Source organism: Streptomyces chartreusis NRRL 3882 (assembly GCF_900236475.1).
Lineage (GTDB): Bacteria > Actinomycetota > Actinomycetes > Streptomycetales > Streptomycetaceae > Streptomyces > Streptomyces chartreusis_D.
Genome location: NZ_LT963352.1, coordinates 3635860 through 3660399 on the forward strand (window position 1 = coordinate 3635860; position 24540 = coordinate 3660399).

The window sequence follows — 24540 nt, forward strand, 5'->3', positions numbered from 1 at the left end:
GGAATGCCCCTCAAGGCTCCGGAGTCAAGCCTACGGCGTGTAGACGCGGTGCGTTACTCGCCCTTGGCCTTCGCGATGATCTCCTCGGCGACGTTCCGGGGAACCTCGGCGTAGGAGTCGAACTGCATGGAGTAGCTGGCACGGCCGGACGTCTTGCTGCGCAGGTCGCCGACGTAGCCGAACATCTCCGAAAGGGGCACGAGGCCCTTCACGACGCGGGCACCGGCCCGCTCCTCCATGGCCTGGATCTGACCACGGCGGGAGTTGATGTCGCCGACGACCTCACCCATGTAGTCCTCGGGCGTGGTGACCTCGACGGCCATCATCGGCTCGAGCAGCACGGGGCTGGCCTTGCGCGCGGCCTCCTTGAAGGCCTGCGAACCGGCGATCTTGAACGCGAGCTCGGAGGAGTCGACCTCGTGGTAGGCACCGTCGAGCAGCGTCACGCGGACACCGGTCATCTCGTAACCGGCGAGGATGCCGAACTGCATGGCCTCCTGCGCACCGGCGTCCACCGAAGGGATGTACTCCTTCGGCACACGGCCACCGGTCACCTTGTTGATGAACTCGTAGCTGGCGTCGCCGCCCTCGATCGGCTCGATCGCGATGATCACGCGAGCGAACTGGCCGGTACCACCCGTCTGCTTCTTGTGGGTGAACTCGACCTTCTCGACGGCCTTGCGGATCGTCTCGCGGTACGCGACCTGCGGCTTGCCGACGTTGGCCTCGACCTTGAACTCGCGCTTCATGCGGTCCACGAGCACCTCGAGGTGAAGCTCGCCCATACCGCCGATGACGGTCTGGCCGGTCTCCTCGTTGGTGTGCACCTGGAAGGAGGGGTCCTCCTCGGCCAGGCGCTGGATCGCGACGCCGAGCTTCTCCTGGTCGCCCTTCGACTTGGGCTCGATGGCGACCTCGATGACCGGCGCCGGGAAGTCCATGGACTCCAGGATGACCGGGTTCTTCTCGTCCGCCAGCGTCTCACCGGTGGTGGTCTGCTTCAGGCCCATGACGGCGACGATGTCGCCGGCGCCCACCGACTCGATCTCCTCACGCTTGTTGGCGTGCATGCGGTAGATCTTGCCGATGCGCTCCTTGCGGCCCTTGACCGAGTTCAGCACGGCGGTGCCGGAGTGCAGGCGGCCGGAGTACACGCGGACGAAGGTGAGCTTGCCGAGGTGCGGGTCGCTCATGATCTTGAACGCGAGCGCGGCGAGGGGCTCGTCGTCCGACGGCTTGCGCGCGATGACCTGCTCCGGGTCCTTGACGTCGTGGCCCTCGATGGCCTCGACGTCGAGCGGGGTGGGCAGGTAGCGCACGACCGCGTCGAGCAGGGGCTGAACACCCTTGTTCTTGAACGCGGTACCGCAGAACACGGGGGTGACGGTGGTGCCGCCGCCCTTGCCGGACGCGATGGTGATGCGACGGATCGCGGCGTAGAGCTGCTCCACGGTGGGCTCGGTGCCCTCCAGGTACAGCTCCATCAGCTCGTCGTCGTTCTCGGCGACGGCCTCGAGCAGCTTGCCGCGGTACTCCTCGGCAGCCTCGATGTGGGTGTCCGGGATGTCGACGGTGTCGTACATCTCGCCCTTGGTCGCCTCGGCCGACCAGACCAGGGCCTTCATCGTCACGAGGTCGATGACGCCCTTGAAGTCCGCCTCGGCACCGATCGGCAGCTGCATGACCAGCGGCTGCGCGCCCAGGCGGTCGCTGATCATGTCGACGCAGCGGTGGAACTCGGCACCGGTGCGGTCGAGCTTGTTGACGAAGCAGATACGCGGAACGCCGTAGCGGTCCGCCTGACGCCACACGGTCTCGGACTGGGGCTCAACGCCGGCGACACCGTCGAACACCGTCACGGCACCGTCGAGCACGCGCAGGGAGCGCTCCACCTCGACGGTGAAGTCGACGTGACCCGGGGTGTCGATGATGTTGATGGTGTAGTCGTTGTCCTCGAGCGGCCAGTGACAGGTGGTGGCAGCAGAGGTGATCGTGATGCCACGCTCCTGCTCCTGCTCCATCCAGTCCATGGTGGCAGCGCCGTCGTGGACCTCACCGATCTTGTACGAAACGCCGGTGTAGAACAGGATCCGCTCGGTGGTGGTCGTCTTGCCCGCGTCGATGTGGGCCATGATCCCGATGTTGCGGACCCTGGCCAGGTCAAGCGAAGTGGTAGCCATAAGGCTTCAGTCTTCTCTCGGTCTCGATGGGGTCTGCGACTACCAGCGGTAGTGCGCGAAGGCCTTGTTGGACTCGGCCATCTTGTGCGTGTCCTCGCGCTTCTTCACAGCGGCGCCCAGGCCGTTGCTGGCATCGAGGAGCTCGTTGAGCAGACGCTCGGTCATGGTCTTCTCGCGACGGGCGCGGGAGTAACCGACGAGCCAGCGCAGCGCCAGGGTGTTGGCACGGCCGGGCTTGACCTCGACCGGGACCTGGTAGGTGGCACCACCGACACGGCGGGACTTGACCTCGAGGGTCGGCTTGATGTTCTCGAGAGCGCGCTTCAGCGTGATGACCGGGTCGTTGCCGGTCTTCTCGCGCAGGCCCTCCATGGCGCCGTAGACGATGCGCTCGGCGGTGGAGCGCTTGCCGTTCAGCAGCACCTTGTTGATCAGGGAGGTCACCAGAGGAGAGCCGTAGACCGGGTCGATGATGACCGGGCGCTTCGGGGCGGGGCCCTTACGAGGCATTCTTACTTCTCCTTCTTGGCGCCGTAACGGCTGCGAGCCTGCTTGCGGTTCTTGACACCCTGGGTGTCGAGCGAGCCGCGGATGATCTTGTAGCGAACACCCGGCAGGTCCTTCACACGGCCGCCGCGCACGAGCACGATGGAGTGCTCCTGCAGGTTGTGTCCCTCACCCGGAATGTAAGCGGTGACCTCGATCCCGCTGGTCAGACGCACACGCGCGACCTTACGCAGGGCCGAGTTCGGCTTCTTCGGGGTGGTCGTGAACACACGCGTGCAGACGCCGCGACGCTGGGGCGAACCCTCGAGTGCGGGCGTCTTGTTCTTCTCGACCTTGTCCTGCCGGCCCTTGCGGACCAGCTGCTGGATCGTAGGCACTACTTCTCCGGTTTCTGTGTGCCGAATGGTGAAGCTAACCTGGAACGTCGCCGACCCACGCGGTCGGGTGTGTCGAATCCCGCGGACTCCCGCCGCCAGGCAGAATTAAGCGCAGATTGCGGTGGCCGGTGTCAGCTCGCTGTGCGGGTGATGGCACGCACGAGAGCCAGGGCACACCCCAGGCACAAGGTCTGAGCGTACCTATCGCATTCGCTGCGGTCAAAACAAATGGGTGCCGCCCGCATCACCATGCGGGACATGTCAAGCCCATCGGCCGTTCTCGATCTTCATTTCGATGACAGGCTGTCCGATTTACCCATCTTTCAAGCCGCCCGTACCGCCCGCGTCTGCCCATGCTTCGTGCGCGTCACCCGGCAGCGATGGACACCACCGTCAGCAACACCAGGACGAGTGCCCAGCCGGCCGTGGACAACCATCCGAGCACGAGACCGGTCAGCGCGAGCCCGTCCCCCAGCTCCCCCCGGCTGCGGATCTCGGCCCTCGCCACGTGGCCCAGCACCACGGCCGGAATCCCGGTCAGCCCCATGGTCGGCACGCAGAGCAGCCCGCACACGCCGGCCGCCACCGCCTTGCCGTTCGTCTGCGGCCGCGGCACGGGCGGGAAGGTCCGCGGCACGGGCACGACCCCGGCGGGCTGCGGCAGGGGCCCCTGCGGCAGATCGGCGACGAGCATCGTCAGCTCCCCCACGGTCCGCGCCGCGTACGCCCGCGCCACCCGCCTCTCGAACTCGTCGTGCTCCATCCGACCCTCGCCGTACCCGGCTCTCAGCACGTCCACGGCCCGCTCCCGATCGGCGTGCGAGGCGAGCATCGACGGGGCGCCGGACCCCTGCCAGGGTTGCCAGGACGGATAGGGCGGCTGCGACACGGAGCACCTCCCCGGGAGCCGGAGTCCTTCCATGATGCGCCGAAGCGGCGCATCCGGCACGGGTGCGTCCGGCAGGGGTGCGAACACCGGCCAGGCGGCTGATTGTCGCTCGTTCCTCCCATGGTCATCTCAAGTACGTTGACTGCCTGTACACGACAGGCATCGGCACAGGTGAAGGTGGGGGTCGGCGGGATGGCCGGGGGACAGGCACGAGCGTGGGACGACGACGGCGTCCCCTTCCTGGCCCGACTGGAGAAGGAGGACCGCGCCGCCCTGCTCGCCATCGGCCGCCCCCTGCGCTATCCGGCCCGCGGCGTCATCCTGCACCAGGACGAGCCCTCGTCCCACGTCCTGCTGTTGCTGCACGGCTGGACCAAGGTCACGGCGATCGCGGCCAACGGCTACGAGGCTCTGCTCGCCCTGCGCGGTCCCGGCGACATCATCGGTGAGGGCGCGGCGCTGAGCGGCCGCCACCGCTCGGCGACCGTGACGGCTCTGGAGACGGTCGAGGCGGTCGTCATCGACCAGGCCCGCTTCACCGTTTTCGTCTCGGACCACCCTCCGGTCGCATTACAGCTGCTGAGCCTGTCCACGGACCGGCAGCGCTCGACCGACCGCCGGCGGCTGGAGTGGGCGGCGCTCACCGTCCGGGAGCGGCTGGCCGTACTGCTCCTCGAACTGCTCCGCACCCACGGCAGCCGGACGGACGAGGGCATCGAACTCACCATCGGGCTCAGCCAGCAGGAGTTCGCCGGCTCGGTCGGTTCCTCGCGCGAGGCGGTGGCCCGGCTCCTCAAGGAGCTGCGGGACCGGCAGGTCGTCGCCACCCGGCGCCGCCGCATCGTCGTACTCCGCCCCGACGTACTGCGCCGCATCGCCGGCGAAAGCTAGGCCTGGCGTACGCACATCCTCCGCCCTCGGTCTGTGCACACGGTCACACTCCCTCCATGTCATCGGTCCTCTGACGCTCGGCTTCGGCCCGCCATCGTGCTGGGCGACAGACACCGACGTGCGAGAGGCAGCCATGACCGACCCCGTGTACCGCACGATCCTCCTCTTCGACATCGAGCAGTACGGCTCACGCGACGACGTGGAACAGGCGTTCCTGCGTCGCGTCCTCTACGACGTCGTCGACGCGACCCTGCTCGACGCCGCCGTCGACGAGACGGCCCGCCTGCGCGCCGACCGCGGCGACTCCGTCATGGAGCTCATCGACACCGCGGTCCCCGTACCGGCGCTGATCAAGACCCTCCTGACCGAGACCCCCGCCCTCCTCCACAACAAGAACCGCCTCCTCGCGACCAGCGCCCGCATGCGCCTGCGCATCGTCCTCTCCTCCGGCTACGTCGCCGTCGACGAACTCGACGGCTGGGTCGGCTCAGACCTGAATCACGCGGTCCGCCTCCTGGACTCCGACCCCCTGCGGGACGCCCTGAAGCAGCGCGAATCCGACTGCGTGCTGTGCGTGTCGGAAGGCGTCTACCAGGGAGTGGTACGCCACGGCCCGCTGGGCGTTCGCCCGGAGGAGTTCCATCGAGTGACCGTGGGGACGAAGGAGGGGCCTACGGTGGCGTGGGTGCACGGGGAGCCTGGCGCGCCGGGCTCCCCCGGGGCCTCCGCCGGGGCCGCCGTCTCGGGCCCGGACGCAGCCCCCCAGCACAACGAGGTCCACTTCGGCGGCGACCAGTACGGTCAGGCGGGCGGCACGCACTACGGCGACCAGCACTTCGACTTCACCGGCCGGGCCCGGGACGAGCGCCGATGAGCCAGGAGGAAGCGGCAGCGGGCGCGGCAAAACCGGCCGAGGAAGCGCAGGACGGCGAGCAGAAGAAGCAGGAAGAGGCCGCCGAGGAACAGCCGAGGCAGGAGGCGTGGGCCGCGCGCCGGGACCTGATCGCGCACGGCCCGGACTTCGTCTCCACCCTCGTCACCCGCGACCAGTTCGGCCAGACGGGCGGCACGCACTACGGCGACCAGCACTTCCACTTGGGAGGCGGGGCCGAGACACCCCGCACGCTGTCCGGGCCGATCCCCCAGTCGGAGATCGACGAACTGGCGGACGTCTTCCGGGGCTGCGACAGCTTCGACGAGGCGCTCGCACGGCTGAGGAACGACAGGCTGGTCATCCTGTCCGGCGGGCGCGAGACGGGCCGCCGTTCCGCCGCGCTGATGCTGCTGCGCCGGCTGGGCGTCGACCGGATGCGCTCCCTCGTCCCCCCAGCGTCGCTCTCCGCGCTGCCCGACCAGGTGGACATGTCGGCCGGATACATCCTGTACGACCTCTCCGTCAGCAGGAACCGTCCCCTGAGCGAGGCCCAACTGCTGGTTCTTCGCGAACAGTTGGAGCGCGCCCGAGCCCATCTGGTGATCACCGTCGAGCCCTCGGCGGCGCTGGGCGACGTGCCCTCCGTGCGGTGGGAGCCGCCGTCGGCCGAGGCAATGCTGCACGCGCACGTCACACACACGACCGGTGAGTCCGCCTGGCCGGACCTGTGCGGGCTGGCAGCGGTGAAGGAGTTCCTCGCCCGGCACCACCGGCCGGACGAGATCAGGCAGTTCGCATCACAGCTCGTCGCACATCATCGCGGCGAGATCGACGAGCCAAAGCTCGCCGCCTTCGGCGAGACGACAGTGGCGACCCGGGTGTCCCGCTGGCTCACCGAGGAGAAACCCGAGCTGCGCGACAAGGCGTTCCTCGTCTCTCTCGCCGTGTTCGACAAGGCGCCGTACGCAGTGACCGCCGAGCTCGCGGACGGCCTCTTCGTACGCCTGCACCAGATCCAGGACCCCGGGCTGCCGCCGCCCATCCCCGTCTTCGGCAGCTCCCGCCAGGAGCGGCTCCGGCTCGCGCACGCCGATGGGTACGTGACCGTGGAGGTCACCGAGTGGGGTCCCCTGGAGGGCAAGTTCTGCGCCCGGTTCCGGGATGAACGGACGGCTCCGATGCTGCTGGAGGAGGTGTGGAACCTCCACCCGTCCGCCCGCCCGGCCTTCGCGGAGTGGATCCGCAAGCTGGCCGACGACCGCCGTCCGCTGGTGCGGACCCGCGCGGCGTCGGCAGCGGCACTGCTCGCCACGGCCGATCTGTCGTCCGCCATGGCTCACCTCATCGAGCCGTGGGCCGACGGCCGTAAGCCGCATGCCTGGCTGACCGCGGCCAACGCCCTGACCATGGCCCAACTGCTGAAGGTGCCGACCGTCTCTCGGATCCTGCACGACTGGTGCACCGGGGACGTCGAGAGCCGCCGCTGGACGGCGATCCGCGCCTACGGCCTCCTGGGACCGATGCACCACAAGGAGACGCTGACGGCCCTCGTGGACGCCATGCACCGGCCCCCGTCCGCCGAAGCCGAGAGCGGCCGGGAGAACGTGGAGATGGCGGAGGAGGCCCGCCAGCTCGCCGACGCCCTCGAACTGCTGCTCCTCGCCGTACGTGACCCCGTACTGGCAAGCCTCACCGACCTCCTCCGCACCGACCGCGCGGTCCGTCCGCACGTCCTGCTCGCCTTCCTCCAGGCCTGCAAGCAGACGAAGGACGACGAGAGCGACCGTCCGCCCGTCCTCGACTGGTACGCGCGGGCCGCGGCGGCCCAGGACCCGACGGCCGCCCGGCACCTTGCCGATTTCTGGGACGCGCTGCTCGCCGATCGGACGCACAACCCGCAGGCCCTCGGCGTGCTGCGTGGCTGGGTGCGCGGGGCCGACGACGATCCAGAGTCCGAGCGGGCCCTCGAGGCACTGCTCGGCGCCCTCGTCGCCACGCCCACCAACCTTCAGCGGATCAGCCATCTGCTCCGGGCGATCCGCGAATCCAAAACAGCTTCCTCGCCGACCGCAGATCGGCTGCTGAAGCACCTCGCCCTCGACTGACCCGCATCGGAGGCCGACCGTGGAACAACCCGAGCAAGAGCAACTGGACTGGTTCCAGCAGCAGCCCGAGCCCCCCGCCGCCCCTCACACCGACGCCGATCCTGTCCGCACCGTCTGGCAGCTCCCGCGCTTCCGCCTCGGCGGCCGGCGTTTCACCGGACGCATCGACCACGCCTTGGTCTGCGTGACACGAAAGGGGGCGTACGAGACCTTCCCACCGCCCGACCGTCCCACGTCCGTGCGGCGCTACATCGCCGTATACGAGGTGGATACGGACCCGCATGCCTTCCAGCTGAACGTGCCCCTGCCCAGCCTGGTCGACAGCTTCGAGTTCGAGGTCACCGCCGACATCGGCTGGCGGGTCGCCCACCCGGCGTTGTTCGTCCGCAGTCAGGAACGGGACGTGCCCGGCCTGCTCACACGTGAGCTGCTGCCGCTGATGCGGGCCGCCGGCCGCTGCCATCCCATCGAGGCCGGGGCCGAGGCAGAGCAGGCCGTACAGCAGGCCGTTCGGGACGCGACCTGGCTCGGCCAGGCCCAAGGCCTGCACGTCACCTGCTCCATACGCCTGCGACACGACGCCACCGAGCGCTCCCACCAGGCCCGCTTGCGCACCGCCCGGCACGAACTGGAGGCCGCGAAACCGGAGCACGCCGCGGCCCTGCTCCGCGAGTCGTACGAGGCCGAGCGCAGGGCCGAACGGGTCAGGTTCTACGAACTCACCCTGGCCAGGGGCGGCACCGCCGCGCTTGCCGTGCATCTGGCGGCGCACCCCGACGAGACCCAGCTCGTCCTGGACCACCTCCAGGCCGGCCAGAACAGACTGCTGGACACCCAGGTGAGCCTGATCAACCAGGCCTTGGAAAACAAGCAGCTGGAGGGCTACCAGCTCGATGAGCCCCACAAGCTCATCGCCGAGCGGATGAAGGCCATCCTGCGGACCACGGACCCGTCCATCCCGCCCGAGCGCGACGCGGAGTCCACATGAACCCGCCGGACGATCCGGAGATGCGCGCGGGTGTCCAGTTGCTCGCCGATCTCCGCAGCGAAATCGCCCGCGCCGACGCGAAGGCCACCGTTCTGGTCGGCGCGCTCGGCATCTCGGCGGGCGTGCTGGCCGCCCTGCTGACCAACAGTGGGTGCAGTCCAGCTCAACTGTCCACGCCTGCGGCCCTGCTGTGGTGGGCCGGGGCGGCGTCCTTGGTCATCGCACTGTTCGCCCTCCTGCTGGCCGTCATGCCCCGCTACCGAAGCAGCAACTGGACGCCCGGCCACCCGCTCACCTACTTCGGCGACGTACGACGAGCCGCACGAGCCGGCCGGCTCACCTCGGCCCTCGCGGAGACGGGCCGCGACCCCGTCCGTGGTGTCGTGCTCGCCCTCGCCGAGACGAGCGGCATCGCCGCCCGCAAGCACTTCTGGATCCGGACCGGACTGGTCTCGTTCGGCTGCGCGACCGTTCTGTTCCCCGGATCGATGTTCCTCACCTGACCCTCGCCGCTTCGTGCCCCGCACGGAAAGGAAGGCCCATGACCACGTCCCCACCGGACCACGACGACCTCCCCCACCGCCCCGGCCGCGTCCACATCACCGCCCGGCAGCGCTGGACGGACATCACCGCCCTCGGCTCGCTGGCGCTGCACCTTCCCCATGTGGCGGCCAGCCTGGCCGTTGTCTTTCTCCTGTCGTACGCCTTGGCTTCCATGAGCAGTCTGCCGTGGTGGCTTCTCTTCGGCTGCTGGGTCCTGAGCGGAGCACTGGTCTTCCACCGGCCGTGCGAGCGGCTCATGGCGAGGTGGCTGTTCCGACTGCGCTACCCCACTCCGGACGAGGACGGGCGACTGCGTCCCGTCTGGCGTGAGGTGACCGCCCGGGCCGGAGTGGACGCAGACGCCTATCAGCTGTGGATCGAGGAGAGCGATGCGGTCAACGCCATGGCGGCGGCCGGTCACATCGTCGGCGTGACCAGTCACTCGCTGCGGACGCTGACGCCCGGGCAGCTCGCCGGCGTCCTCGCCCACGAGCTGGGCCACCACACGAGGGGACACGCGTGGGCCTCGCTGCTGTCCCTCTGGTACGCCCTGCCGGCCCGGCTCGCCTGGCGTCTGCTGCTGCGGCTGGCCACCCGGCTGGACCGGCTCCCGACAGGTACGGCCGCCGTGGTGATCGGCGTGTCCGGCGCGGCCGTGGTCGCACTGGCGACCGCCACGTACGGGCTGATCTTCCTGCCGCTGGCCACGCCGTATCTGGTGGCCGCCGTCGCTCGGCGCTCAGAGCTCCGGGCCGACGAGCATGCCGCAGGCCTCGGCTTCGCGCCACAGCTGATGGCCGTACTGCATCAGGAGCGCGACCGGGCGGAGTCCCGTCGCGTCCCGGCCACCGCCCCGGGGACCGCCTTCACGAAGGAAGGGATGATCGCGCGACTGCTCGACTCCCATCCCGATGTCCACACCCGGCTCCATCACTTACAGGCCCATGTGGAGAGCAAGCACTGACACGCCAAAGGGCGGTCACCCCAAAGGATGACCGCCCTCGGCTCAAGCGACTCGCTTACTGGTTGTACGGACCGTAGTCGTAGTCCTCCAGCGGCACGGCCTGGCCGGAGCCCGTGCCGAACGGCGAGTAGTCGATGTCGTCGTAGCCGACGGCCGAGTACATCGCGGCCTTGGCCTCCTCGGTCGGCTCCACCCGGATGTTGCGGTAGCGGGACAGACCCGTACCGGCCGGGATGAGCTTACCGATGATGACGTTCTCCTTGAGGCCGATCAGGGAGTCGGACTTGGCGTTGATCGCCGCGTCCGTGAGGACCCTGGTCGTCTCCTGGAAGGACGCCGCCGACAGCCAGGACTCCGTGGCCAGCGAGGCCTTGGTGATGCCCATGAGCTGCGGACGACCGGAGGCCGGGTGACCGCCCTCCTGGACCACACGACGGTTCTCGGTCTCGAACTTCGAGCGCTCGACCAGCTCGCCGGGCAGCAGCTCGGCGTCGCCGGACTCGATGATCGTCACGCGGCGGAGCATCTGCCGGATGATGATCTCGATGTGCTTGTCGTGGATCGACACACCCTGCGAGTTGTACACCTTCTGGACCTCGCCGACCAGGTGGACCTGGACGGCACGCTGGCCCAGGATGCGCAGCACGTCGTGCGGGTTGGTGGCACCCACGGTGAGCTTCTGGCCCACCTCGACGTGCTCGCCCTCGCTGACCAGGAGTCGGGCGCGCTTCGAGATCGGGTACGCCGTCTCGTCGCTGCCGTCGTCCGGCGTGATGACGATCTTCTTGGTCTTCTCGGTCTCCTCGATCCGGACGCGGCCGGAGGCCTCGGAGATCGGGGCGACACCCTTCGGGGTACGGGCCTCGAAGAGCTCGACGACACGCGGCAGACCCTGGGTGATGTCGTCACCGGCCACACCACCGGTGTGGAAGGTACGCATCGTCAGCTGGGTACCGGGCTCACCGATGGACTGGGCGGCGATGATGCCGACCGCCTCACCGATGTCGACCAGCTTGCCGGTGGCCAGCGAACGGCCGTAGCACATGGCGCAGGTGCCGACGGCGGACTCGCAGGTCAGGACCGAGCGGGTCTTGACCTCCTCGACGCCGTGGCGGACCAGCTCGTCGATGAGCACGTCGCCGAGGTCCGTACCGGCCGGGGCCAGCACCTTGCCGTCGACCACGATGTCCTCGGCGAGGCAGCGCGCGTACACGGACGTCTCGACGTCCTCCGCCTTGAGCAGCGTGCCCTCGGCGTTCCGGCTCGCGATCTTGAGACGCAGACCGCGCTCGGTGCCGCAGTCCTCCTCGCGAATGATGACGTCCTGGGAGACGTCGACCAGACGACGGGTGAGGTAACCCGAGTCGGCGGTACGCAGAGCGGTGTCCGCCAGACCCTTACGGGCACCGTGCGTGGAGATGAAGTACTCCAGCACGGACAGACCCTCACGGAACGACGCCTTGATGGGCCGCGGGATCGTCTCGTTCTTCGCGTTCGACACCAGACCACGCATACCGGCGATCTGACGCATCTGCATCATGTTGCCTCGTGCACCCGAGTTCACCATCATGAAGATCGGGTTGGTCTTCGGGAAGTTGTCGTTCATCGCCTCGGCGACCTCGTTGGTCGCCTTGGTCCAGATCGCGATGAGTTCCTGCGTGCGCTCGTCCTTGGTGATCAGACCGCGCTCGTACTGCTTCTGGACCTTCTCGTCCTGCGCCTCGTAGCCCTTGACGATCTCCTTCTTCGCCTCGGGAACGACGACGTCGGAGATGGCCACGGTGACACCGGAACGGGTCGCCCAGAAGAAGCCGGCCGCCTTCAGGTTGTCGAGCGTCGCCGCCACGATGACCTTCGGGTAGCGCTCGGCGAGGTCGTTGACGATCTCGGAGAGCTGCTTCTTGCCGACCTCGTAGTCGACGAACGGGTAGTCCTCGGGCAGCAGCTCGTTGAAGAGCGCACGGCCCAGGGTGGTGTTCAGCCGGAAGCTGTCACCCTGCTGCCACTCGGGCTCGCCCTCCTCACGCGCCGGCGGGGTCCAGCCGCGCGGCGGGATGGTGCCGACCGGGAAGCGGACGTCGATCCTCGACTGGAGCGACAGCTCGCCCGCGTCGAAGGCCATGATCGCCTCGGCGACCGAGGCGAAGGAACGGCCCTCACCCTTGAGGTCGCGCATCTCGCCGTCGGTGGTGAGGAAGAACAGACCGAGGACCATGTCCTGGGTCGGCATCGTCACCGGGCGGCCGTCGGCCGGCTTGAGGATGTTGTTCGAGGACAGCATCAGGATGCGGGCCTCGGCCTGCGCCTCCGCGGACAGCGGCAGGTGCACGGCCATCTGGTCACCGTCGAAGTCCGCGTTGAACGCGGTGCAGACGAGCGGGTGGATCTGAATGGCCTTGCCCTCGACCAGCTGCGGCTCGAAGGCCTGGATGCCGAGGCGGTGCAGCGTGGGCGCACGGTTCAGCAGAACCGGGTGCTCCGCGATGACCTCTTCCAGCACGTCGTACACGACCGTGCGGCCGCGCTCGACCATCCGCTTGGCGCTCTTGATGTTCTGCGCGTGGTTCAGGTCGACCAGGCGCTTCATCACGAACGGCTTGAAGAGCTCCAGCGCCATCGCCTTCGGCAGACCGCACTGGTGCAGCTTCAGCTGCGGACCGACGACGATCACGGAACGCGCGGAGTAGTCCACACGCTTACCGAGCAGGTTCTGACGGAAGCGACCCTGCTTACCCTTCAGCATGTCGCTGAGGGACTTCAGCGGGCGGTTACCGGGACCGGTGACCGGACGGCCACGGCGGCCGTTGTCGAACAGCGCGTCGACGGCCTCCTGCAGCATGCGCTTCTCGTTGTTCACGATGATCTCGGGCGCACCGAGGTCTAGAAGGCGCTTCAGGCGGTTGTTCCGGTTGATCACACGGCGGTACAGGTCGTTCAGGTCGGAGGTCGCGAAGCGGCCACCGTCCAGCTGCACCATCGGACGCAGGTCCGGCGGGATGACCGGGACGCAGTCCAGCACCATGCCCTTGGGGCTGTTGCTGGTCTGCAGGAACGCGGAGACGACCTTCAGGCGCTTGAGCGCACGGGTCTTCTTCTGGCCCTTGCCGGTCCGGATGATCTCGCGGAGCTTCTCGGCCTCCTCGTCGAGGTCGAAGGACTCCAGGCGCTTCTGCAGCGCCGCGGCACCCATCGAGCCGTCGAAGTACGTGCCGAAGCGGTCACGCAGCTCGCGGTAGAGCAGCTCGTCGCCCTCGAGGTCCTGGACCTTGAGGTTCTTGAAGCGGTTCCACACCTCGTCGAGCCGGTCGATCTCGCGCTGCGCACGGTCACGCAGCTGCTTCATCTCGCGCTCGGCACCCTCACGCACCTTGCGGCGCACATCGGCCTTGGCGCCCTCGGCCTCCAGCTCGGCCAGGTCGGTCTCGAGCTTCTTGGCGCGGGCCTCCAGGTCGGCGTCGCGGCGCTGCTCGATCTGCTGGCGCTCGACGGAGACGTGGGCCTCCAGCGAGGGCAGGTCGCGCGTACGGCGCTCCTCGTCGACGTACGTGATCATGTACGCCGCGAAGTAGATGACCTTCTCCAGGTCCTTCGGGGCGAGGTCGAGCAGGTAACCCAGCCGCGACGGGACGCCCTTGAAGTACCAGATGTGCGTGACGGGCGCGGCGAGCTCGATGTGGCCCATCCGCTCACGGCGCACCTTGGCGCGCGTGACCTCGACGCCACAGCGCTCACAGATGATGCCCTTGAAGCGGACGCGCTTGTACTTGCCGCAGTAGCACTCCCAGTCCCGGGTCGGACCGAAGATCTTCTCGCAGAAGAGTCCGTCCTTTTCGGGCTTGAGCGTGCGGTAGTTGATGGTCTCGGGCTTCTTGACCTCGCCGTGGCTCCACTGACGGATGTCGTCAGCGGTAGCCAGACCGATCCGGAGCTCGTCGAAGAAGTTGACGTCGAGCACTATGCGTCAATCCCTCTCAGGGTTGTAAGTCTTTGGTCTGATACGGGGGTCCTGGGGCCGGCGGACCTTGGGTCTCCCAAGGTCCGCCGGACTCCCGTCAGACCTCTTCGACGCTGCTCGGCTCGCGCCGGGACAGGTCGATGCCGAGCTCCTCCGCAGCGCGGAAGACGTCCTCGTCGGTGTCACGCATCTCGATGGACATACCGTCGCTGGACAGCACCTCCACGTTCAGGCAGAGAGACTGCATCTCCTTGATGAGCACCTTGAAGGACTCGGGGATGCCGGGCTCGGGGATGTTCTCGCCCTTGACGATGGCCTCGTAGACCTTCACGCGGCCGGTCACGTCGTCGGACTTGATGGTCAGCAGCTCCTGGAGGGCGTACGCGGCGCCGTAAGCCTCCAGCGCCCACACCTCCATCTCGCCGAAGCGCTGGCCACCGAACTGGGCCTTACCACCCAGCGGCTGCTGGGTGATCATCGAGTACGGGCCGGTCGAACGGGCGTGCAGCTTGTCGTCGACCAGGTGGTGCAGCTTGAGGATGTACATGTACCCGACCGAGATCGGGTCCGGGAACGGCTCACCGGAGCGGCCGTCGAACAGCCGTGCCTTGCCGGACGGGAGGACCAGGCGGTCACCGTCGCGGTTCGGGATGGTGTGCTCCAGCAGACCGGCCAGCTCGTCCTCGCGGGCACCGTCGAAGACCGGCGTCGCGACGTTGGTCCGCGGCGGGACCTGGTCGGCGTCGATGGCCTGGAGGCGCTGGGCCCACTCGTCGGCGAGACCGGAGACGTCCCAGCCCTGGCTGGCGAGCCAGCCGAGGTGGATCTCCAGGACCTGACCCGGGTTCATCCGGGACGGCACACCGAGCGGGTTGAGGATGATGTCGACCGGGGTGCCGTCCTCCAGGAACGGCATGTCCTCGATCGGCAGGATCTTGGAAATGACGCCCTTGTTACCGTGGCGGCCGGCGAGCTTGTCACCGTCGGTGATCTTGCGCTTCTGCGCGACGTAGACGCGCACCAGCTGGTTCACACCGGGGGGAAGCTCGTCGCCCTCCTCGCGGTCGAAGACGCGCACACCGATGACCTTGCCGGTCTCACCGTGCGGCACCTTCAGCGAGGTGTCACGGACCTCACGGGCCTTCTCACCGAAGATCGCGCGCAGCAGGCGCTCCTCGGGCGTCAGCTCGGTCTCACCCTTGGGCGTGACCTTGCCGACGAGGATGTCACCGGCGATGACCTCGGCACCGATGCGGATGATGCCGCGCTCGTCGAGGTCGGCGAGGACCTCCTCGGAGACGTTCGGGATGTCCCGGGTGATCTCCTCGGGGCCGAGCTTGGTGTCACGGGCGTCGACCTCGTGCTCCTCGATGTGGATCGAGGAGAGGACGTCGTCCTGCACGAGGCGCTGCGACAGGATGATCGCGTCCTCGTAGTTGTGACCCTCCCACGGCATGAACGCCACGAGCAGGTTCTTGCCCAGCGCCATCTCGCCTCGCTGGGTGGCCGGACCGTCGGCGAGGACCTGGCCCTCGATGATCCGGTCGCCCTCGGCGACGATGACCTTCTGGTTGACCGAGGTGCCCTGGTTGGAGCGGGCGAACTTGGCCAGGCGGTACGTGATGTACGTGCCGTCGTCGTTGGCGGTGGTGATGTAGTCCGCGGAGACCTCCTGGACCACACCCGGCTTCTCGGCCTTGACCACGTCGCCGGCGTCGACCGCGGAGCGGTACTCCATGCCGGTGCCGACGAGCGGGGACTCCGCCTGGATCAGCGGAACGGCCTGGCGCATCATGTTCGCGCCCATGAGGGCACGGTTGGCGTCGTCGTGCTCCAGGAAGGGGATCATGGCGGTCGCGACCGACACCATCTGGCGCGGCGAGACGTCCATGTAGTCCACGTCCTCGGGGCCGACGTAGTCGACCTCGCCGCCCTTACGGCGGACCAGCACGCGGGCCTCGGCGAAGCGGAGGTCGTCCGTCAGCGGCGCGTTGGCCTGCGCGATGACGAAGCGGTCCTCCTCGTCGGCCGTGAGGTAGTCGACCTGGTCGGTGACCTGGCCCTCGAACACCTTGCGGTACGGGGTCTCGACGAAACCGAACGCGTTCACCCGGCCGTAGGTGGCGAGCGAGCCGATCAGACCGATGTTCGGGCCTTCGGGGGTCTCGATCGGGCACATGCGGCCGTAGTGCGAGGGGTGCACGTCACGGACCTCGAAGCCGGCCCGCTCACGGGACAGACCACCCGGGCCGAGCGCGGACAGACGCCGCTTGTGCGTCAGACCCGACAGCGGGTTGTTCTGGTCCATGAACTGGGACAGCTGGCTGGTGCCGAAGAACTCCTTGATGGAGGCGACGACCGGCCGGATGTTGATCAGGGTCTGCGGCGTGATCGCCTCGACGTCCTGGGTCGTCATCCGCTCGCGGACGACACGCTCCATCCGCGCCAGACCCGTGCGGACCTGGTTCTGGATGAGCTCGCCGACGCTGCGCAGGCGGCGGTTGCCGAAGTGGTCGATGTCGTCGGTCTCGACGACCACGGACGTGCCGTTGTCACCGACCGTCTCGGTCTCGCCGGCGTGCAGCTTCACCAGGTACTTGATCGTCGCGATGATGTCCTCGACGGTCAGGATCCCGGCGTCCAGCGGGGTGTCCGTACCCAGCTTCTTGTTGACCTTGTAGCGGCCGACCTTGGCCAGGTCGTAGCGCTTGGGGTTGAAGTACAGGTTCTCCAGCAGCGTCTGCGCGGCCTCACGCGTGGGGGGCTCGCCCGGGCGCAGCTTGCGGTAGATGTCGAGCAGCGCGTCGTCCTGGCCCTGGGTGTGGTCCTTCTCCAGGGTGGCGCGCATGGACTCGTACTCGCCGAACTCCTCGAGGATCTGCTCGGTGGTCCAGCCGAGCGCCTTGAGCAGGACGGTGACGGACTGCTTGCGCTTGCGGTCGATGCGGACACCGACCATGTCGCGCTTGTCGATCTCCATCTCCAGCCAGGCACCCCGGGACGGGATGATCTTGGCGGAGAAGATGTCCTTGTCGGACGTCTTGTCGATGGAGGAGTCGAAGTAGACACCGGGCGAGCGGACGAGCTGCGACACCACGACCCGCTCGGTGCCGTTGATGACGAAGGTGCCCTTGTTCGTCATGAGCGGGAAGTCGCCCATGAAGACCGTCTGGGACTTGATCTCACCGGTCTCGTTATTGGTGAACTCGGCGGTGACGAAGAGCGGGGCCGCGTACGTGAAGTCGCGCTCCTTGCACTCGTCGATCGAGTTCTTCGGCGGCTCGAAGCGGTGGTCGCGGAAGGTCAGCGACATCGACCCGCTGAAGTCCTCGATCGGGGAGATCTCCTCGAAGATCTCCTCGAGCCCGGACTTGGTGGGGACGTCCTGACCGTTCTCCAGAGCCTCCTCGACCCGACTCTGCCAGGCCGTGTTGCCGAGCAGCCAGTCGAAGCTCTCGGTCTGCAGCGCGAGCAGGTTCGGAACCTCGAGAGGCTCCTTGATCTTTGCAAAAGAGATGCGCAGCGGGGCAGTGCTGGCGCCGTTGTTCGTATTCGCGGTCGAGGCGTTGCGCGAGGCGGCCAAGAGGGGGTCCTTCCGAGGGCTCGGACTCACTACGCGCGTACCGGCCCCTCTCCCGTACACGGAGACAAGCTGTGTCCGATCGGGCCGAAGGGCCAGGTCAGACGTGTCTTGTCGTCGATGCTCGGGCGAGGGCAGACCCCTGGTGACGGGCAGGGGACAGCTAACAGGCAGCGCAAAGGGTCAGTGTAGCCACTTGGCACACTGATGTCCAGTGCGGGTTCTGAAACCCGTGTTTACCCTCGTTGTTCCACTCCTGCGACAAGGCGCTGCCCTCAACGCACGTTGATACTGCCCTCTTCGTCGCCGATCCATACCTCGGATTCGGATCCTTGTGACGACGCGTCCTGAGAATTGCGCGCTGCGTGCGGTTCGTCAAGGCCCCCCTGCCCGAACCGGGGCCCGCCCAGAGACACGACGAAGATCACCATACCCCCCGCCACAGAGGGTGCAAGCAACCGTGGCCGGGCCCCGGAAACGCCGAAGAGCGACCACCCGGATGGATGATCGCTCTTCGGCGCTTACGCGTTACACGCCCAGGGGGACGTGTCGTGGATCCTGGCGGATCCGGGAGGTCTTACTTGACCTCGACGGAGGCACCGGCGCCCTCGAGGGACTCCTTCGCCTTGTCGGCGGCCTCCTTGTTGACCTTCTCCAGAACCGGCTTCGGCGCACCGTCGACCAGGTCCTTGGCCTCCTTCAGGCCCAGGGAGGTCAGCTCACGCACGACCTTGATGACCTGGATCTTCTTGTCGCCGGCACCGGTGAGGATGACGTCGAACTCGTCCTTCTCCTCGGCGGCCTCGGCGGCGGCGCCACCAGCGGCACCACCGGCGACGACGACCGGGGCGGCCGCGGCGGCGGTGACGTCGAACTTCTCCTCGAACGCCTTCACGAACTCGGAGAGCTCGATGAGGGTCATCTCCTCGAACTGCGCGAGCAGGTCTTCCTGGCTGAGCTTCGCCATGATGGCGGTCCTTCCACTAAATCGGCAGGTGCCGGATGTACATGTGAGGCGGGCGTACGTCTGGCCCGCTACGGTCGTCGCGTTCAGGCAGCGGCGGCCGGGATGCGAGCCGAGTTACTCGGCACCGCCCTGCTCGTCCTGCTTGGCACGGAGCGCGTCCACGGTGCGGACGAGCTTCGACGGCAGCGCCTGGAAGACAGAGGCAGCCTGGGACTGCTTGCCCTTCATGGCACCGGCCAGCTTGGAGAGCAGAACCTCGCGGGACTCGAGGTCCGCAAGCTTCTTGATCTCATCGGCGGACAACGCCTTGCCGTCAAGGACGCCGCCCTTGATGACGAGGTTGGGGTTGTCCTTGGCGAAGTCACGGAGACCCTTCGCCGCCTCGACCGGGTCACCGGTCACGAAGGCGACGGCCGACGAACCCGTGAAGAGGTCGTCGATCGCGGTGATCCCGGCCTCGTTGGCCGCAATCTTGGTCAGCGTGTTCTTCGCCACACGGTAATGAGCGTTCTCACCGAGTGAACGACGCAGCTGCTGGAGCTGCGCCACGGTGAGACCGGTGTACGCAGTAACGACAGCGCCGTTGGAGTCGCGGAACTTGTCCCGCATCTCCTCGACGGCATCGACCTTGTCAGGCCTCGCCATGAGCCTCGGCCTCCTTCCGGGTGATTCGGACCGCGCGGACCCGAAGGAGGACTGGGGAAAACGAAACGCCCCGGCGCAGGGCACGGGGCGCTGCTCGACCGTATGTACGCGCGCACGGGGCGCGGACTACGGGAGCTTCTCCAGTGTCACCTGCGCGGGCCGTCCGCCGTTCAGCGGATCCTTCGGCCACCGCGCCCTCGTCCGAGCGCGCGGTAAACGACCAGCGGTCTTTGGCTTCTGTAGGAGGGTACGGGAACGGATCGCCGTCAAGCAAATCCGCCCGTACGACGGATCAGCTCGCGTCGAGTTCCTTGAACAGGTCGGCGAGGTCGGCGACGTCCTTGGCCGGCGGGGCCGTGACGTTCACCGGCTTGTTGTAGTCGAGGAAGGTGATGGTCATGTCGAGCGGGCCCTTGTCGGCGTCACCCTTCATGCGGAACTGCTTGGTGTGGTCGTCGCCGTCGACCCACATGTCCATCGTGAGCTTGTCGACACCCAGCTTCTCGTACTGCTTGATGCTCTTCTCGCGCTGCTCGCGGGTGTCCGCCTTGCCGCCCTTGAGGGACGCGCGCAGGTCCTTGAGCGTGACGGTGCCCGTGTAGTGGGTCGTCTCGACGCCCTCGACCTTCTCGGAGCCGACCTTCTTCACGTCCTTGGCGCCCGTGAGGAAGGTGGACTCCGCCGCCGGATTCTGCTCGGCCTGGTTAGCGGACCCCAGCTGGTCCAGGTCCTTGCCCGCGTCGGACCCGGACAGGTCGAACTTCATCCAGGTCTTGCCGTCCATCTCCTTGGCCATCTCGGCTCCCCCACCGATGTACATGGCCTTGTCGACGAGGCGGATCTCCATGGCCTCGGTGGCTCCCTGAGCGGGCGCCGTCATCTTCATGCTCATGGCGATCGTGGGCTTCAGGCGCATCGACGCCTCGCCCTTGACCTGGCCCGACTCCGGCACCGTGCCGCTCATGCGGTAGCGGAGGGACGTGATGTCCTCCGTGTTCTTCGCCGCCTTGGCGACCGCGGCCGCGGGCGTCATCTCCGGCGACTGCTCCGAACCGCAGCCGACAGCACCGGCGGCGAGGAGCAGGGCGCCCAGCCCGGCAACAGGTATGGATGTCCTCATGTGATTCCCCCCAAGGAATACTTGATTGCTTCACAGCAAGGCCGTGAGCCTATCCCAGAGGGGCACAAGTGATCTATGCGGATTCACGGGGGGGCTCAGGGCGTACCGGCCTTCTTCCGCATCAGGTCCTCGAAGTCCCCGGTGTCGGACCGCGGGGGCCGCTGGGCCCGGACGGGCACGCCGTAGTCGCCGTAGTGCGCGGTCTGGGTCATCAGACCCGTGCTCATCCGCGCCTTCTCCACCTTCTTGACCAGCAGGTTCCGCTCGTCGATCCAGATGTCGACGGTCTCGGTGGTGACGCCGGCCTCGATGAGCTGTTTCTTCAGGGCGGCGTCGGTGACGTCCGCGGCGGCCACGGTGCCGGAGTAGTGCGTGGCGGGCCGGCCGCGCACGGACTCCTCTCCGGCCTTTCTGACGTCCCCGGAGGCCAGCAGGAGCTTGACGGACTGGTTCGGCGTGGTGGTGCGCATCTGGTCGCCGAGGTGGGCGCCGGAGCCGCCGGCGACGGCTTCCAGGTCCTCGTAGGCGTACCGGATCCAGTGCTTGCCGCCGGCCTGCTCGGCGAACTTCTCGCCCATGCGCGCGTAGTAGGCGTCGGGCAGGTAGCGGGCCTCCATGGAGGTGCTGCCGAGCCGGCGCATGGTGTCGGCCAGGGTGCCGCCGGTGTACGTGATGGTCAGCGTCCCGGTGATGGCATCGCCCCAGCCGAGGGTGCCGTCGGCGGTCATGGACATCAGCGCGCCCATGGTCGTCGTGGACTCGACCCGGGCGGACCCGGCCCGCTGGGTCGCGCGCTCGGCGGAGCGCAGGGCCGCGAGGGACCTGCCGTGCGCGGCGCGGTCGTCGTCCTTGCCTGGGCCGTCGGAGGAGTCCGGTGAGGTGCAGGCGGCCACCCCCGTCAGCGCGCTCGCCACCGCCAGCACCAGGCCCACGCCGCGCACGGTCGTGCCCTGCATACGTCCCCCCGTTCGCATCCGGTTCCCGCACGTTAACCCAGGCCACCGGCGTACGTACCGGAAAAGGGAACGGGCCCCGCACCTGTAAGAGGTGCGGGGCCCGTGACCGGTTGGGTGAGCCGTCAGGCTCAGACCGCGGCCGGGTCCTCCTCGACGAGGAGGTTGCGGGTGCGGTTCGGGTCGACCGGGATGCCGGGGCCCATCGTGGTGGTGATGGCGGCCTTCTTGATGTACCGGCCCTTGGCGGCGGACGGCTTCAGACGCAGGATCTCCTCCAGCGCCGCGCCGTAGTTCTCCACCAGCTTGGTGTCGTCGAAGGACGACTTGCCGATGATGAAGTGCAGGTTCGCGTGCTTGTCCACGCGGAACTCGATCTTGCCGCCCTTGATCTCGGTCACGGCCTTGGCCACGTCCGGGGTCACGGTGCCGGTCTTCGGGTTCGGCATCAGACCACGCGGACCGAGCACCCGGCCGAGGCGGCCGACCTTGCCCATGAGGTCCGGGGTGGCGACGACGGCGTCGAAGTCCAGACGGCCCTTCGACACCTCGTCGATCAGCTCGTCGGCGCCGACGATGTCGGCGCCCGCGGCACGCGCGGCCTCGGCACGGTCGCCGGTCGCGAAGACCAGGACCCGGGCGGTCTTACCGGTGCCGTGCGGGAGGTTCACGGTGCCACGGACCATCTGGTCGGCCTTGCGCGGGTCGACACCCAGACGGAAGGCGACCTCGACGGTGCCGTCGAACTTGGTCGTGGAGGTCTCCTTGGCGAGACGGACGGCCTCGAGCGGGGCGTAGAGCTTCTCCCGGTCGATCTTGGCGTCCGCAGCGCGAAGGGACTTGCTGCGCTTGCTCACTACTGCTCCTGTGGATTCTTAGGAGTCGTGGTCCGGGCCGAGCAGGCCCTGCCACTTCTGCGGATGGGGTTGGGGCTCAGCCCTCGACCGTGACGCCCATGGAACGGGCGGTGCCGGCGATGATCTTCTCGGCGGCGTCCAGGTCGTTGACGTTGAGGTCGGGCATCTTGGTGGTGGCGATCTCGCGGACCTGGTCGCGCGTGATCTTCGCGACCTTGGTCTTGTGCGGCTCGCTGGAGCCCTTCGCCACGCCCGCGGCCTTGAGGATCATCTTCGCGGCCGGCGGGGTCTTGGTGATGAAGGTGAAGGAACGGTCCTCGTAGACCGTGATCTCCACCGGCACGACCCAGCCACGCTGCGACTCGGTCGCGGCGTTGTAGGCCTTGCAGAACTCCATGATGTTGACGCCGTGCTGGCCCAGCGCGGGACCGACCGGCGGGGCCGGGTTGGCGGCACCGGCCTGGATCTGGAGCTTGATGAGCCCCGTGACCTTCTTCTTCTTGGGAGGCATGTGCTCTCTCCGGGTCCTAGTGAGAGGTTTCCAGCCTCTGATCCGGATCAGCCGGATGGAGGCATACCGCACAACGATAACGGGTATCCATGTGCGGCCAAAAACCGAGCAGGTCAGGCGTCCGCTCGAGCGTTCGCCTGACCTGCTCGGAAGCCGGGGTGCTGCTAGTTCTTCTGGATCTGGTCGAAGGAGAGCTCGACCGGCGTCTCGCGGCCGAAGATCTCCACGAGGCCCTTGACCTTCTTCGAGTCCGGGTTGATCTCGTTGATGGTCGCCTGGAGCGTGGCGAACGGGCCGTCGGTGACGGTGACCGAGTCGCCCACCTCGAAGTCCAGCACCTGGACCTCGACCTTGCGCTGCGGAGCCGGCTTGCCCTCGGCCTCGGCGGCCTCACGGGCGGCCTTCTCCTCGGCCTCCGGGGCGAGCATCTTCACGATCTCGTCCAGGGTCAGCGGGTACGGGTCGTAGGCGTTGCCCACGAAGCCGGTGACGCCGGGGGTGTTGCGGACGACACCCCAGGACTCGTTCGTCAGGTCCATGCGGACCAGGACGTAGCCCGGGAGCTTGTTCTGCTTGATCGTCTTGCGGTCGCCGTTCTTGATCTGGACGACCTCTTCCTGCGGCACCTCGGCCTGGAAGATGTAGTCCTCGACGTTCAGCGAGACGGCGCGCTGCTCCAGGTTGGTCTTCACGCGGTTCTCGTAGCCGGCGTAGGTGTGGATGACGTACCACTCGCCGGGCAGGACCCGCAGCTCCTCGCGGAGCTTCTCGATCGGGTCGCGGTCGTCCTCGGGCTCTTCCTCGGCTTCTTCCGCGGCCTCTTCACCGGACTCGGGCTCCGCCTCGGCGGCGTCGTCCGCGACGGCGTCGGCAGCCTCGACCTCGGCGGAGGTCTCGGTGTCCTCGCTGTCCGCGCCCTCGACGGTGTCGAGCTCGTCCTCGACGGACTCGACAGGCTCGATGGCGTCGTTCACGTTCGGGTCAGACACGGTGGCTGCTTCTTCCTGGATACATAGGGGTGGAACATGCGAAAGGAGCGCCGGGTACCTCGGCGCTCTTCGCTGGCGGCTCAGCCGAACACGTACTTGGCGGCGTGGCTGAGTCCATAGTCAATCACGGTGACCAGGCCGATCATGATGACCACGAAGATGATCACCACGGTCGTGTATGTCGTCAGCTGGTTGCGGGTCGGCCAGACGACCTTGCGCAGCTCCGCGACGATCTGGCGGTAGAAGAGAGCGAGCCGCTTCAGCGGGCCCTTCTTGCCGCGCTTGCCGCCCTTGCGGGTCTTCTTGGACTCCGGCGCCTCGTCCTGGGCATCAGGCATGTCGATGGAGCCCACGGCGTCCGTCACTCGTCCTCACCTGATTCCGGGTCGTGGCCGTGCCGCGCCCGGTCTGAGCCGCACGGCGGTGCATTGCTGTACGTACATGCGCACACATCCTGGCGAAGGTGTGTGTAGCAGGGCCGGAGGGACTTGAACCCCCAACCGCTGGTTTTGGAGACCAGTGCTCTACCAATTGAGCTACGACCCTTTGTGTGTCCCCCAACGTACCGCATCCGTCCGGATGCTTGGTGTGCACCGAACGGGCGCGGCCTGCGAGAGGCCAACGAGGTGAGAGTGTACGTGGTCT

The 24540-nt window shown here is 67.7% G+C and carries 20 protein-coding genes and 1 tRNA gene; 6 read left to right on the top strand and 15 right to left on the bottom strand.

What is annotated here, in order from left to right:
- Nucleotides 1-53: 53 nt before the first annotated feature.
- The 4 genes from fusA to SCNRRL3882_RS16215 all read right to left on the bottom strand — a co-directional run bounded on the left by fusA (nucleotide 54) and on the right by SCNRRL3882_RS16215 (nucleotide 3953).
- A complete protein-coding gene (gene fusA, locus SCNRRL3882_RS16200; RefSeq protein ID WP_010036759.1) occupies nucleotides 54-2180 on the bottom strand; it encodes an elongation factor G in 2127 nt (708 codons plus the stop codon).
- A gap of 39 nt (nucleotides 2181-2219) precedes the next feature.
- Nucleotides 2220-2690 carry a 30S ribosomal protein S7 gene (gene rpsG, locus SCNRRL3882_RS16205; RefSeq protein WP_003998848.1) on the bottom strand — a complete coding sequence of 157 codons (471 nt, stop codon included), beginning with the start codon at nucleotides 2688-2690 and terminating at the stop codon, nucleotides 2220-2222.
- A 2-nt stretch (nucleotides 2691-2692) separates the two neighbouring features.
- The gene (gene rpsL, locus SCNRRL3882_RS16210) at nucleotides 2693-3064 is read right to left on the bottom strand and encodes a 30S ribosomal protein S12 (RefSeq protein WP_003948652.1); all 372 of its coding nucleotides are present in this window, start codon (nucleotides 3062-3064) and stop codon (nucleotides 2693-2695) included.
- Nucleotides 3065-3431: 367 nt separating this feature from the next.
- Nucleotides 3432-3953, bottom strand: a complete 522-nt coding sequence (locus tag SCNRRL3882_RS16215; RefSeq protein WP_010036769.1) for a DUF1707 and DUF4190 domain-containing protein — start codon at nucleotides 3951-3953, stop codon at nucleotides 3432-3434.
- Nucleotides 3954-4145: 192 nt separating this feature from the next.
- Between SCNRRL3882_RS16215 and SCNRRL3882_RS16220 the strand changes: the two genes are divergently transcribed.
- From SCNRRL3882_RS16220 to SCNRRL3882_RS16245, 6 genes are all read left to right on the top strand, one after another.
- Complete coding sequence (locus SCNRRL3882_RS16220) at nucleotides 4146-4844, top strand: Crp/Fnr family transcriptional regulator (RefSeq protein WP_010036770.1); 699 nt, start codon at nucleotides 4146-4148, stop codon at nucleotides 4842-4844.
- A gap of 133 nt (nucleotides 4845-4977) precedes the next feature.
- Entirely contained in the window at nucleotides 4978-5718 is a 741-nt protein-coding gene (locus SCNRRL3882_RS16225) for a hypothetical protein (protein WP_102514809.1), read from the top strand.
- On the top strand, nucleotides 5715-7823 hold the full coding sequence (locus SCNRRL3882_RS16230) for a hypothetical protein (RefSeq protein ID WP_102514810.1): 2109 nt from the start codon (nucleotides 5715-5717) through the stop codon (nucleotides 7821-7823). The genes SCNRRL3882_RS16225 and SCNRRL3882_RS16230 overlap by 4 nt, the downstream gene beginning before the upstream one ends.
- 19 nt (nucleotides 7824-7842) lie before the next feature.
- The gene (locus SCNRRL3882_RS16235) at nucleotides 7843-8811 is read left to right on the top strand and encodes a hypothetical protein (RefSeq protein ID WP_010036779.1); all 969 of its coding nucleotides are present in this window, start codon (nucleotides 7843-7845) and stop codon (nucleotides 8809-8811) included.
- Entirely contained in the window at nucleotides 8808-9314 is a 507-nt protein-coding gene (locus tag SCNRRL3882_RS16240; RefSeq protein WP_010036781.1) for a Pycsar system effector family protein, read from the top strand. Before SCNRRL3882_RS16235 ends, SCNRRL3882_RS16240 begins: the two co-directional genes overlap by 4 nt.
- Before the next feature lie 38 nt (nucleotides 9315-9352).
- A complete protein-coding gene (locus SCNRRL3882_RS16245) occupies nucleotides 9353-10318 on the top strand; it encodes a M48 family metalloprotease (RefSeq protein ID WP_010036782.1) in 966 nt (321 codons plus the stop codon).
- Nucleotides 10319-10373: 55 nt separating this feature from the next.
- Here SCNRRL3882_RS16245 and SCNRRL3882_RS16250 read toward each other — a convergent pair whose 3' ends face one another.
- The 11 genes from SCNRRL3882_RS16250 to SCNRRL3882_RS16305 form a co-directional block, all read right to left on the bottom strand.
- Complete coding sequence (locus tag SCNRRL3882_RS16250; protein WP_010036783.1) at nucleotides 10374-14273, bottom strand: DNA-directed RNA polymerase subunit beta'; 3900 nt, start codon at nucleotides 14271-14273, stop codon at nucleotides 10374-10376.
- 97 nt (nucleotides 14274-14370) lie between these two features.
- A complete protein-coding gene (gene rpoB, locus SCNRRL3882_RS16255; protein WP_010036784.1) occupies nucleotides 14371-17856 on the bottom strand; it encodes a DNA-directed RNA polymerase subunit beta in 3486 nt (1161 codons plus the stop codon).
- A 574-nt stretch (nucleotides 17857-18430) separates the two neighbouring features.
- Nucleotides 18431-18820, bottom strand: a complete 390-nt coding sequence (gene rplL / locus SCNRRL3882_RS16265; RefSeq protein ID WP_003998852.1) for a 50S ribosomal protein L7/L12 — start codon at nucleotides 18818-18820, stop codon at nucleotides 18431-18433.
- Between the two features lie 114 nt (nucleotides 18821-18934).
- Nucleotides 18935-19465 carry a 50S ribosomal protein L10 gene (rplJ, locus tag SCNRRL3882_RS16270; protein WP_010036787.1) on the bottom strand — a complete coding sequence of 177 codons (531 nt, stop codon included), beginning with the start codon at nucleotides 19463-19465 and terminating at the stop codon, nucleotides 18935-18937.
- 292 nt (nucleotides 19466-19757) lie between these two features.
- A complete protein-coding gene (locus tag SCNRRL3882_RS16275; protein ID WP_029180958.1) occupies nucleotides 19758-20585 on the bottom strand; it encodes a hypothetical protein in 828 nt (275 codons plus the stop codon).
- A 95-nt stretch (nucleotides 20586-20680) separates the two neighbouring features.
- On the bottom strand, nucleotides 20681-21541 hold the full coding sequence (locus SCNRRL3882_RS16280; RefSeq protein ID WP_010036792.1) for a hypothetical protein: 861 nt from the start codon (nucleotides 21539-21541) through the stop codon (nucleotides 20681-20683).
- Between the two features lie 128 nt (nucleotides 21542-21669).
- A complete protein-coding gene (gene rplA / locus SCNRRL3882_RS16285; protein WP_010036794.1) occupies nucleotides 21670-22395 on the bottom strand; it encodes a 50S ribosomal protein L1 in 726 nt (241 codons plus the stop codon).
- 76 nt (nucleotides 22396-22471) lie between these two features.
- Complete coding sequence (gene rplK / locus SCNRRL3882_RS16290; RefSeq protein WP_010036796.1) at nucleotides 22472-22906, bottom strand: 50S ribosomal protein L11; 435 nt, start codon at nucleotides 22904-22906, stop codon at nucleotides 22472-22474.
- A gap of 164 nt (nucleotides 22907-23070) precedes the next feature.
- Nucleotides 23071-23895, bottom strand: coding sequence for a transcription termination/antitermination protein NusG (gene nusG, locus SCNRRL3882_RS16295; protein WP_010036798.1), 825 nt, complete (start codon nucleotides 23893-23895; stop codon nucleotides 23071-23073).
- A gap of 80 nt (nucleotides 23896-23975) precedes the next feature.
- Nucleotides 23976-24260, bottom strand: a complete 285-nt coding sequence (secE, locus tag SCNRRL3882_RS16300) for a preprotein translocase subunit SecE (RefSeq protein WP_010036800.1) — start codon at nucleotides 24258-24260, stop codon at nucleotides 23976-23978.
- A 108-nt stretch (nucleotides 24261-24368) separates the two neighbouring features.
- Nucleotides 24369-24441, bottom strand: a tRNA-Trp gene (locus SCNRRL3882_RS16305).
- Between the last annotated feature and the right edge of the window lie 99 nt (nucleotides 24442-24540).

Excerpts from the sequence above, each read along its gene's own strand:
- fusA (WP_010036759.1), bottom strand. The coding sequence starts at position 2,180 with ATGGCTACCACTTCGCTTGACCTGGCCAGGGTCCGCAACATCGGGATC.
- rpsG (WP_003998848.1), bottom strand. The coding sequence starts at position 2,690 with ATGCCTCGTAAGGGCCCCGCCCCGAAGCGCCCGGTCATCATCGACCCG.
- SCNRRL3882_RS16220 (WP_010036770.1), top strand. The coding sequence starts at position 4,146 with ATGGCCGGGGGACAGGCACGAGCGTGGGACGACGACGGCGTCCCCTTC.
- SCNRRL3882_RS16225 (WP_102514809.1), top strand. The coding sequence starts at position 4,978 with ATGACCGACCCCGTGTACCGCACGATCCTCCTCTTCGACATCGAGCAG.
- SCNRRL3882_RS16230 (WP_102514810.1), top strand. The coding sequence starts at position 5,715 with ATGAGCCAGGAGGAAGCGGCAGCGGGCGCGGCAAAACCGGCCGAGGAA.
- SCNRRL3882_RS16240 (WP_010036781.1), top strand. The coding sequence starts at position 8,808 with ATGAACCCGCCGGACGATCCGGAGATGCGCGCGGGTGTCCAGTTGCTC.
- SCNRRL3882_RS16245 (WP_010036782.1), top strand. The coding sequence starts at position 9,353 with ATGACCACGTCCCCACCGGACCACGACGACCTCCCCCACCGCCCCGGC.
- rplL (WP_003998852.1), bottom strand. The coding sequence starts at position 18,820 with ATGGCGAAGCTCAGCCAGGAAGACCTGCTCGCGCAGTTCGAGGAGATG.
- rplJ (WP_010036787.1), bottom strand. The coding sequence starts at position 19,465 with ATGGCGAGGCCTGACAAGGTCGATGCCGTCGAGGAGATGCGGGACAAG.
- SCNRRL3882_RS16275 (WP_029180958.1), bottom strand. The coding sequence starts at position 20,585 with ATGAGGACATCCATACCTGTTGCCGGGCTGGGCGCCCTGCTCCTCGCC.
- SCNRRL3882_RS16280 (WP_010036792.1), bottom strand. The coding sequence starts at position 21,541 with ATGCAGGGCACGACCGTGCGCGGCGTGGGCCTGGTGCTGGCGGTGGCG.
- rplK (WP_010036796.1), bottom strand. The coding sequence starts at position 22,906 with ATGCCTCCCAAGAAGAAGAAGGTCACGGGGCTCATCAAGCTCCAGATC.